Origin of the sequence: Enterobacter cloacae complex sp. IR5412, from assembly GCF_049237385.1 — a bacterium.
GTDB lineage: Bacteria > Pseudomonadota > Gammaproteobacteria > Enterobacterales > Enterobacteriaceae > Enterobacter > Enterobacter intestinihominis.
Genome location: NZ_JBMKHQ010000030.1, coordinates 1 through 9,239 on the forward strand (window position 1 = coordinate 1; position 9,239 = coordinate 9,239).

Annotated in this window: 10 protein-coding genes; 7 read left to right on the forward strand and 3 right to left on the reverse strand. The window is 56.4% G+C overall.

Translation table 11 applies throughout. The annotated features are described in order from the left end of the window. From ACOTX2_RS24820 to ACOTX2_RS24830, 3 genes are all read left to right on the forward strand, one after another. On the forward strand, window positions 1-78 hold a 78-nt coding region (locus tag ACOTX2_RS24820), incomplete at its 5' end, for an IS3 family transposase (protein WP_323053678.1). A 99-nt stretch (window positions 79-177) separates the two neighbouring features. Beyond that, window positions 178-330, forward strand: a complete 153-nt coding sequence (locus ACOTX2_RS24825) for a Hok/Gef family protein (RefSeq protein ID WP_023299102.1) — start codon at window positions 178-180, stop codon at window positions 328-330. Between the two features lie 121 nt (window positions 331-451). Next, complete coding sequence (locus ACOTX2_RS24830; protein WP_038415085.1) at window positions 452-1,126, forward strand: tetratricopeptide repeat protein; 675 nt, start codon at window positions 452-454, stop codon at window positions 1,124-1,126. Window positions 1,127-1,209: 83 nt separating this feature from the next. Here ACOTX2_RS24830 and gltP read toward each other — a convergent pair whose 3' ends face one another. Next, entirely contained in the window at window positions 1,210-2,523 is a 1,314-nt protein-coding gene (gltP, locus tag ACOTX2_RS24835; protein ID WP_022646765.1) for a glutamate/aspartate:proton symporter GltP, read from the reverse strand. 423 nt (window positions 2,524-2,946) lie between these two features. Between gltP and acs the strand changes: the two genes are divergently transcribed. The 3 genes from acs (at window position 2,947) to actP (ending at window position 6,999) form a co-directional block, all read left to right on the forward strand. Further along, on the forward strand, window positions 2,947-4,905 hold the full coding sequence (gene acs / locus ACOTX2_RS24840; protein WP_023299100.1) for an acetate--CoA ligase: 1,959 nt from the start codon (window positions 2,947-2,949) through the stop codon (window positions 4,903-4,905). Between the two features lie 133 nt (window positions 4,906-5,038). After that, window positions 5,039-5,353 (forward strand): DUF485 domain-containing protein, encoded by a 315-nt coding sequence (locus tag ACOTX2_RS24845; protein WP_038415083.1) that lies wholly within the window; start codon window positions 5,039-5,041, stop codon window positions 5,351-5,353. Then, the gene (gene actP / locus ACOTX2_RS24850; RefSeq protein ID WP_023299099.1) at window positions 5,350-6,999 is read left to right on the forward strand and encodes a cation/acetate symporter ActP; all 1,650 of its coding nucleotides are present in this window, start codon (window positions 5,350-5,352) and stop codon (window positions 6,997-6,999) included. The genes ACOTX2_RS24845 and actP overlap by 4 nt, the downstream gene beginning before the upstream one ends. Window positions 7,000-7,032: 33 nt before the next feature. Here the strand turns inward: actP and ACOTX2_RS24855 are convergent, their stop codons facing one another. After that, window positions 7,033-7,722: an LrgB family protein gene (locus ACOTX2_RS24855; RefSeq protein ID WP_022646761.1), complete on the reverse strand. Its 690-nt coding sequence runs from the start codon at window positions 7,720-7,722 to the stop codon at window positions 7,033-7,035. After that, complete coding sequence (locus ACOTX2_RS24860) at window positions 7,715-8,125, reverse strand: CidA/LrgA family protein (RefSeq protein WP_022646760.1); 411 nt, start codon at window positions 8,123-8,125, stop codon at window positions 7,715-7,717. The genes ACOTX2_RS24855 and ACOTX2_RS24860 overlap by 8 nt, the downstream gene beginning before the upstream one ends. 102 nt (window positions 8,126-8,227) lie before the next feature. On the opposite strand from ACOTX2_RS24860, the gene ACOTX2_RS24865 reads away from it, so the two are divergent. Beyond that, window positions 8,228-9,115 (forward strand): LysR family transcriptional regulator, encoded by an 888-nt coding sequence (locus ACOTX2_RS24865; RefSeq protein ID WP_022646759.1) that lies wholly within the window; start codon window positions 8,228-8,230, stop codon window positions 9,113-9,115. The last annotated feature ends 124 nt before the right edge of the window (window positions 9,116-9,239 follow it).

Here is a 9,239-nt window from a genome sequence, read left to right on the forward strand (position 1 = left end):
AGCAGAAGAATTAGCCTGAAATTAAAAGGTCTGAGTCCAATTGAATATCGAACCCAGACCTATGTGCCTCGTGTTTAACTGTCCAACTTTTTGGGGTCAGTACAACCCGAGGCTACCCCTCAACCCCAACAAGTTGAGAGTAGCCTCTTATTCTTTTTTTCACAAGGAGTAAAAGGCATGACGCCATTAAAAACTGCGTTAGGCATCGTTTTTATTATTTGCCTGACGATAGTGATCTTTACCTTTATTACTCGCGGTAAGTTATGTGAGTTTTCAATAAAGAGTGAACATCAGGAGGTGGCGGCGAAATTAGCCTGTAACGCAGGCTAACCTCTTCGGGTGGAACGCGTGTTCCGCCCGGCTTGTGGGATACTGAGGTCTTAACGCACCCGTTTTTTTCTTCTGTCACCGCGATTATACTGCGCGGCATGTACCCCGATGATAAGAATCCATGAAAGCCATTTTTCTGTTGTTGTTATTTTTAACCGCCTTTGCCCGTGCCGATGAGATAGGCAGCCAGTATCGAAAACAGGCGGAAGCCGGTGATGCGCGCGCCCAGTATTATCTTGCCGATACGTACTTCAGCTCCGGCGACAGCAAGCAGGCCGCGCTGTGGGCCGAGAAAGCGGCGAAAGGCGGCAATGTCGACGCCATGGCGCTGCTATCGCAAATCCTCTTTACGCAGGGCGACTACGCACAGGCCAAAGCTCTGGCCCAACAGGCAAACATTGCGGGCAGCAAACGCGGCGCGATCATGCTGGCGCGGGTGCTGGTGAACACGCAAGCAGGCAAGACCGACTACCCGCAGGCCATTAAACTGCTGCAAACGGCGACCGAAGACATCGATAGCGACTCGGCGGTAGACGCGCAACAGCTGCTGGGGCTGATCTATGCCAACGGCGTTGAAGTCCCTCAGGATGACGTGCAGGCTGCGGCGTGGTTCAAGCGGAGTTCGGCTCTGTCCCGGACGGGCTATGCGGAGTACTGGGCAGGCATGCTGTTCAGGCAGGGTGAGAAAGGCTTTATCACACCGAATAAACAGAAAGCGCTTTACTGGTTAAACCTGAGCTGTACGGAAGGGTTTGATACCGGGTGTGAAGAGTTTGATGCGTTGAGCGGGGAGTAAATTATTGCCCGGTGGCGCTGTGCTTACCGGGCCTACGGTTATGTAGGCCGGGTAAGGCGAAGCCGCCACCCGGCATTTTTACATCACTGGTCAGCCGTTTTATCAAAACGACCCAGCACCTCGCGTTCATACGCCAGCGCTTTTTTACGGTCGAACTTGTGTTCCCACTTGGAGATTACCAGCACCGCCAGCGCATTACCCACCACGTTCAGCGCGGTACGCGCCATGTCGAGGATACGGTCCACACCGGCGATAAACGCCAGGCCTTCCAGCGGAATACCGACGCTGCCCAGCGTCGCCAGCAGCACCACGAAGGAGACGCCCGGCACGCCTGCGATACCCTTTGAGGTCACCATCAGGGTCAACACCAGTACGATTTCCTGCCACAGCGACAGGTCAATGCCGTACAGCTGAGCGATAAAGATTGCCGCAATACTCTGATACAGCGTTGAACCATCCAGGTTGAAGGAGTAACCGGTCGGTACAACGAAGCTGGTAATGGACGCCGGTGCACCGTAGGCCTCCATCTTCTCAATGATACGCGGCAGCACGCTCTCGGAGCTTGCCGTGGAGTACGCCAGAATCAGCTCATCTTTCAGAATGCGGATCAGGATCCAGATGCTCAGCCCGCACAGGCGCGCCACAATCCCCAGCACTACCAGCGCAAAGAACAGGATCGCGAAGTGCACCAGAATCACCAGCTTCGCCAACGGCCACAGGGAAGCAAAGCCGAAGTTCGCCACGGTTACGGCGATCAGCGCAAAAACACCCACCGGCGCATAGCGCATCACCATGTGGGTGACTTTGAACATGGTTTCAGAGATAGAGCGGAACACCGTTACCAACGGTTCACGGTGCGTCGCGGGCAGGGAAGAAAGCCCCAGACCAAAGAGCACCGAGAAGAAGATGATCGGCAGCATCTCGCCCTTCGCCATTGACGCGATAATGTTGGTCGGCACCAGCGAGAGGATAGTCCCCATCAGCCCATGCGAATGGCTCTGCACGTCGGCGGTGGTGCTTTGGTATTTCGAAATATCCACCGTCGCCAGCTGCGACATATCAATCCCGGAACCTGGCTGGAACACGTTCGCCAGGGTGATACCAAGAATGATGGCAACCGTGGTGATCACTTCGAAATAGAGAATGGTTTTAACGCCGATGCGGCCTAACTGTTTCGCATCACCTACCCCGGCAATACCGACCACCAGCGTCGAGATCACAATCGGCACAACAATCATCTTGATCAGATGAATAAAGATATCGCCCGCTGGCGAGAGAAGGTTCGCAATCAGCCACTCGCGGCTGTCGCTATGGTAATGGAGGTAACTGCCCAGCAAGATGCCCAGCACAAGGGCCAGCAGGATCTGCCAGGCCAGGCTGACTTTCAAATTTTTCATAGAAACTGACTTCCTCAATGAAATCTCCGCACCAGCAAAACTGCATGAATATGGAGACATACTGAAAGGGTATGAATTGTGTTGCGTTGGTTTATGGGATTTTTTAACGCGCCGTATGAGTATCATTTGCACGGCATGCTGCGCAAGCCTTAAAGAACAAGGCATTTCACTGCAAAAAGCGTCATTGACGGTAATTAATAGCAATCCACATCAATAACCGATTGTTATGAAAAAACTTTTACAAACAAAAAAGTGAATAATTCTTCAGATGAATTATTTCCCTTCAAAGTTTCATTCGCTCAATTTTCATACTCTTCAGACATTGCGTGATCTGTCGCCCAAATACTAAACAAAGCTTGTAAAGCCCCTACTATTAACGTTTTTGCGACATATTATTAACATCTTACAAGGAGAAAAAAAGCCATGAGCCAAATACACAAACACGACATTCCCGCAAACATTGCGGACCGTTGCCTGATAAGCCCGGAGCAGTACCAGGAGAAATACCAGCAGTCCATTTCCAGCCCTGACGCATTCTGGGGTGAACAGGGCCACATCCTCGACTGGATCAAACCTTATCAGAAGGTAAAGAACACCTCTTTCGCGCCGGGCAACGTCTCCATTAAATGGTATGAAGACGGCACGCTGAACCTGGCGGCGAACTGCCTGGACCGCCATCTTGCCGAACGCGGCAACGAAACGGCCATTATCTGGGAAGGCGACGATGCCTCTCAGAGCAAACACATCTCATATAAAGAGCTTCATCGCGACGTCTGCCGCTTCGCCAACGTGCTGCTGGCCCAGGGCATTAAAAAAGGCGATGTGGTGGCGATCTATATGCCGATGGTGCCGGAAGCCGCGGTGGCTATGCTGGCCTGCGCGCGCATCGGCGCGATCCACTCCGTTATTTTTGGTGGCTTCTCGCCGGAGGCGGTTGCCGGACGTATCGTCGACTCGAACTCAAAGCTGGTGATCACCGCTGACGAGGGCGTGCGTGCCGGGCGCGGCATTCCGCTGAAGAAAAACGTCGATGAAGCGCTGAAAAACCCGAACGTGAAATCCATCCATAACGTCATTGTCTTCAAACGCACGGGCGGCAACATTGACTGGCACGAGGGCCGAGACCTGTGGTGGAGCGATCTGATTGAAAACGCAAGCGACCAGCATCAGCCGGAAGAGATGAACGCGGAAGATCCGCTGTTTATCCTTTATACCTCCGGATCCACCGGTAAGCCGAAAGGCGTGCTGCATACCACCGGCGGCTATCTGGTTTACGCGGCCACCACCTTTAAATACGTTTTCGACTACCATCCGGGCGACATCTACTGGTGTACCGCCGACGTGGGCTGGGTCACCGGTCACAGCTACCTGCTGTACGGCCCGCTGGCCTGCGGCGCAACGACGCTGATGTTTGAAGGCGTACCTAACTGGCCAACGCCGGCGCGTATGTGCCAGGTGGTCGATAAGCATCAGGTCAACATTCTCTACACCGCGCCAACGGCGATCCGTGCGCTGATGGCGGAAGGCGATAAAGCCATCGAAGGGACCGACCGCTCTTCCCTGCGCATCCTCGGTTCCGTGGGCGAGCCGATCAACCCGGAAGCCTGGGAGTGGTACTGGAAGAAGATCGGCAACGAGAAGTGCCCGGTGATGGACACCTGGTGGCAGACCGAAACCGGCGGCTTCATGATCACCCCGATGCCGGGCGCCACGCAGTTGAAAGCCGGTTCGGCCACCCGTCCGTTCTTCGGCGTGCAGCCCGCGCTGGTGGACAACGAAGGCAATCCGCAGGAAGGGGCCACCGAAGGCAACCTGGTAATCGTCGATTCCTGGCCTGGCCAGGCGCGTACCCTGTTCGGCGACCATGAGCGCTTCGAACAGACCTACTTCTCAACCTTTAAAAACATGTACTTCAGCGGCGACGGCGCGCGCCGGGACGAAGACGGTTATTACTGGATCACCGGACGCGTGGACGATGTGCTGAATGTTTCCGGCCACCGTCTGGGCACGGCGGAGATTGAGTCTGCGCTGGTGTCGCATCCGAAGATTGCCGAAGCGGCAGTTGTCGGCATACCTCACAACATCAAAGGCCAGGCGATCTACGCCTACGTCACCCTGAACCACGGCGAGGAGCCGTCGCCAGAGCTGTATACCGAGGTGCGCAACTGGGTGCGTAAAGAGATCGGCCCGCTGGCCACGCCGGACGTGCTGCACTGGACCGACTCACTGCCGAAAACCCGTTCCGGCAAGATTATGCGCCGTATTCTGCGCAAAATCGCAGCAGGCGACACCAGCAACCTCGGTGATACCTCAACGCTTGCCGATCCTGGCGTGGTAGACAAACTGCTCGAAGAGAAGCAGGCCATCGCAATGCCTTCCTAGTGTTTCTCCCTCTCCCCGTGGGAGAGGGCCGGGGTGAGGGCATCAGACCGCACCTTCCTTCCATCACCCTAACCCTCTCCCCATAGGGGAGAGGGGATAAAAACAAACCAACCTTACCTTTGGAGACTCTGTGATGAATAACGATATTTGTCAGCAGATAGAGAATAGTGCGCACTACAAGGAGCTCGTCGAAAAACGGCAACGGTTTGCCTTTATCCTTTCCATCATCATGCTGGTTATTTACGTCGGCTTTATTCTGCTGATCGCCTTTGCGCCGCAGTGGCTCGGTACGCCGCTGCACGCCGGAACCAGCGTTACGCGCGGCATCCCAATTGGCATTGGCGTTATCGTTATTTCGTTTGTGCTGACAGGTGTGTATGTCTGGCGTGCGAACGGTGAATTCGATCGTCTTAACAGAGAAGTTCTGCGCGAGGTAAAAGCATCATGAAGCGAGTCCTGACGGCGCTTGCCGCCACACTTCCCTTTGCTGCCCATGCGGCAGATGCCCTTACCGGCGAGGTCCAGCGCCAGCCAACCAACTGGCAGGCGATTATCATGTTCCTGATTTTCGTGGTGCTAACGCTTTACATCACCTACTGGGCGTCGAAACGCGTGCGCTCCCGTAACGATTACTACACCGCGGGCGGCAACATTACCGGCTTCCAGAACGGGCTGGCGATTGCGGGAGACTTTATGTCTGCCGCCTCGTTCCTCGGGATCTCCGCGCTGGTTTATACCTCGGGGTATGACGGCCTGATCTACTCCCTCGGCTTCCTCGTCGGCTGGCCGATCATTCTGTTCCTGATTGCCGAGCGCCTGCGTAACCTTGGCCGCTACACCTTTGCAGACGTAGCTTCATACCGCCTCAAACAAGGCCCCATCCGCATGCTCTCCGCCTGCGGTTCGCTGGTTGTGGTGGCGCTGTACCTGATTGCGCAGATGGTGGGCGCGGGTAAATTGATCGAGCTGCTGTTCGGTCTGAACTACCACGTCGCGGTGGTGCTGGTAGGCGTGCTGATGGTGATGTACGTCCTGTTCGGCGGCATGCTGGCCACCACCTGGGTACAGATCATCAAAGCGGTACTGCTGCTGTTCGGCGCCAGCTTTATGGCCTTTATGGTGATGAAACACGTCGGGTTCAGCTTCAATAATCTGTTTACCGAAGCCATGTCAGTGCACCCGAAAGGGGAAGCGATCATGAGCCCGGGCGGGCTGGTGAAAGATCCGATATCCGCGCTCTCGCTCGGTCTCGGCCTGATGTTCGGTACCGCTGGCCTGCCGCATATCCTGATGCGTTTCTTCACGGTGTCTGATGCACGTGAAGCGCGTAAAAGCGTGTTCTACGCCACCGGGTTTATGGGCTACTTCTACATACTGACCTTTATCATCGGCTTTGGCGCGATCATGCTGGTGGGGGCAAACCCGGCGTTTAAAGACGCGGCGGGCGCGCTTATCGGCGGTAACAACATGGCGGCGGTGCATCTGGCCGACGCGGTAGGCGGTAACCTGTTCCTCGGCTTTATCTCTGCCGTGGCCTTCGCCACCATCCTCGCGGTGGTTGCAGGGCTGACGCTGGCTGGTGCGTCTGCGGTATCGCACGATCTCTACGCCAACGTTTTCCGCAAAGGCGCAAGCGAGCGCGATGAGCTGAAAGTCTCCAAAATCACCGTACTGGTGCTGGGCGTCGTCGCCATCCTGCTGGGGATTTTGTTCGAGAAGCAGAACATCGCCTTTATGGTGGGGCTGGCCTTCTCGATTGCGGCAAGCTGTAACTTCCCGATCATTCTGCTCTCCATGTACTGGTCAAAACTGACCACCCGTGGGGCGATGATTGGCGGCTGGCTGGGGCTGCTGACGGCGGTGATTCTGATGATCCTCGGCCCGACCATCTGGGTGCAGATCCTCGGTCACGAAAGCGCTATCTTCCCGTATGAATACCCGGCGCTGTTCTCCATTGCCGTGGCGTTTATTGGGATCTGGTTCTTCTCAGCGACCGACAACTCGCCGGAGGGTAACCTGGAGCGTGAGAAATTCCGCGCCCAGTTTATCCGCTCGCAAACCGGCCTGGGTGTTGAGCAGGGCCGCGCGCACTAAACCTTTTCTCCCCGGTCGCTCTGGCCGGGGAACTTAAAACATCACCCACGCCACCAGCGGCGCGATTAATACCATTGTCACGCCCGAGAGCATCATCACCAGGCTTGCAACAACGCCTTCCTGCTGTCCCAGCTCATACGAACGTGCCGTCCCCGCCCCGTGCGACGCCGCGCCAAACCCCGCCCCTTTCGCCATCCCTTCGCGAATGGAAAGGCGCAGAAACAGCACATCCCCCACTGCCATGCCGAACACGCCGGTCACCACCACAAACAGCGCCACCAGATCCGGCTGTCCGCCGAGCGGTTTAGCCGCCGCCAGCGCGAACGGTGTGGTCACCGAGCGTACCGCCAGGCTGCGCTGGATTTCATCAGACAGGGTAAACAGCCGCGCCAGCCAGACCGAGCTACACACCGCCACTACCGTCGCGGTGACGACACCCGCGCTGAGCGACATCCAGTGGCGTTTAATAATTGCCAGGTTGTCATACACCGGCACCGCAAAGGCGATAGTCGCCGGGCCGAGCAGCCACAGCAGCCAGTGGGATTCACCAATGTAGTTCTGCCAGGAGATATGGCCGAAGACCAGCATCAGCACCAGCAGGATCGGCGTAAAGACCAGCGGCATCAGCGGCAGCGTTCGAAAGCGGCGATACAGGCGCTTGTTGGCAAAGTAAATGACGACTGTCGCAATCAGGCATAGCACGCTTATCTGAAAGTTAGTCATGCTTCTGCCTGCTGATTTCAAAGCGATACACTTTATCCACCACCCAGGCGGTGGCGCCCAGCACCATCAGCGTGCTCAGGGCGATAACCGCAAAGATGCGCCAGCCGTCGACCATCAGCAGTTGCGCATAATTCACCACCGCCACCACGGCCGGAACGAAGAACAGCAGCATCTCCGCCAGCAGCCAGCGCGCACCGGCCCGCACCCAGCTAAGGGGCAACGCGCGACAGAGGATCAGCGTCAGCATCAGCACCATTCCCACCAGGTTGGCGGGTAAAGGCAGGTTCAGCCAGTCGACAAGATATTCGGCAAAAACAAACAGTCCCGCGTAGAGCAGTACCTGAACCGGTACCTGGAGTCGTTGAACAACGGCAGGCGTAACACGGCTTAACGCCACGGCCATGGAGGTTTTCCTCAGAAATGAGACGAGGCGCCAGTATAGTGAGCGTACGGTATCGACTGAAATGAATTAAAATCATCGAAGGTATAGTTTCGAGGAATAATCATGGACATAAGAACGCTGCGCTATTTTGTCGAGGTGGTTCGCCAGCAAAGTTTTACCCGCGCAGCGGAGAAGTTATTCGTAACCCAGCCTACCATCAGTAAGATGCTGAAAAACCTCGAAGATGAGCTGAACTGTACCCTGCTGATCCGCGACGGGCGCAAGCTGCTGCTGACCGATACCGGTCGCGTGGTGTTCGAGCGCGGGCTGGCAATTCTGGCGGAGTTCCGCCAGCTGGAGGCCGAGCTTGGGGACATCAACCACCTGACAAAAGGGCTGCTGCGGCTCGGCATTCCGCCGATGGTCGGCATGATGATGGCCGGGCCGATTAGCCTGTTTCGCCAGCGCTATCCCGGCGTTGAGCTAAAAATCTCTGAGTTTGGCGGCCTGACCGTGCAGCAGGCGGTGATGAACGGTGAACTGGACGTGGCCATGACGGCCCTTCCCGTGGAAGAAGAGAGCGGGCTGGCAACGCTGCCGCTGTTCAGCCACCCGCTGTGCGTGCTGGTGCCGCGCTCCGGCGACTGGCTGAAGATTGAATCAGTAAAACCCGAGCTGCTCGGCGAACACCCGCTGCTGATTTACAACGAAGATTTCGCCTTAAGCCGCCAGCTGATGGCGCTGTTTAACCAGCACAACGTAAAGCCGCGCATTGCGGTGCGCAGCGGCCAGTGGGATTTTCTGGCAGCGATGGTACAGGCGGGCGTGGGGATAGCCATTCTGCCGCAGCCGATCTGCGAGCGGCTGGATAAAAACACGCTGCGCTGGATCCCGCTGGAGAGCGATCTGCACTGGCAGTTAGGGATGATCTGGCGTGAAGGGGTGTATCTGTCGCACAGCGCACAGGCGTGGTTGCAATGCTGTGAGGGGTTTTGGGTACCCTCACCCTAACCCTCTCCCTGTGGGCAGAGGGATCCCCAGTAATTTTTTTATGCAGAAGCAATAAAGTTGCTTTCTAAATGACTGAGGGCTGTCAGCGATGCCCTGGTCCGGCTGTAAATCGCTGAGGCGTTTG

What these genes read in the sequence shown, in the direction of transcription:
- actP (WP_023299099.1), top strand. Translation starts at nt 5,350, where the DNA reads ATGAAGCGAGTCCTGACGGCGCTTGCCGCCACACTTCCCTTTGCTGCC.
- ACOTX2_RS24845 (WP_038415083.1), top strand. Translation starts at nt 5,039, where the DNA reads ATGAATAACGATATTTGTCAGCAGATAGAGAATAGTGCGCACTACAAG.
- ACOTX2_RS24865 (WP_022646759.1), top strand. Translation starts at nt 8,228, where the DNA reads ATGGACATAAGAACGCTGCGCTATTTTGTCGAGGTGGTTCGCCAGCAA.
- ACOTX2_RS24830 (WP_038415085.1), top strand. Translation starts at nt 452, where the DNA reads ATGAAAGCCATTTTTCTGTTGTTGTTATTTTTAACCGCCTTTGCCCGT.
- acs (WP_023299100.1), top strand. Translation starts at nt 2,947, where the DNA reads ATGAGCCAAATACACAAACACGACATTCCCGCAAACATTGCGGACCGT.
- ACOTX2_RS24855 (WP_022646761.1), bottom strand. Translation starts at nt 7,722, where the DNA reads ATGACTAACTTTCAGATAAGCGTGCTATGCCTGATTGCGACAGTCGTC.
- gltP (WP_022646765.1), bottom strand. Translation starts at nt 2,523, where the DNA reads ATGAAAAATTTGAAAGTCAGCCTGGCCTGGCAGATCCTGCTGGCCCTT.
- ACOTX2_RS24825 (WP_023299102.1), top strand. Translation starts at nt 178, where the DNA reads ATGACGCCATTAAAAACTGCGTTAGGCATCGTTTTTATTATTTGCCTG.
- ACOTX2_RS24860 (WP_022646760.1), bottom strand. Translation starts at nt 8,125, where the DNA reads ATGGCCGTGGCGTTAAGCCGTGTTACGCCTGCCGTTGTTCAACGACTC.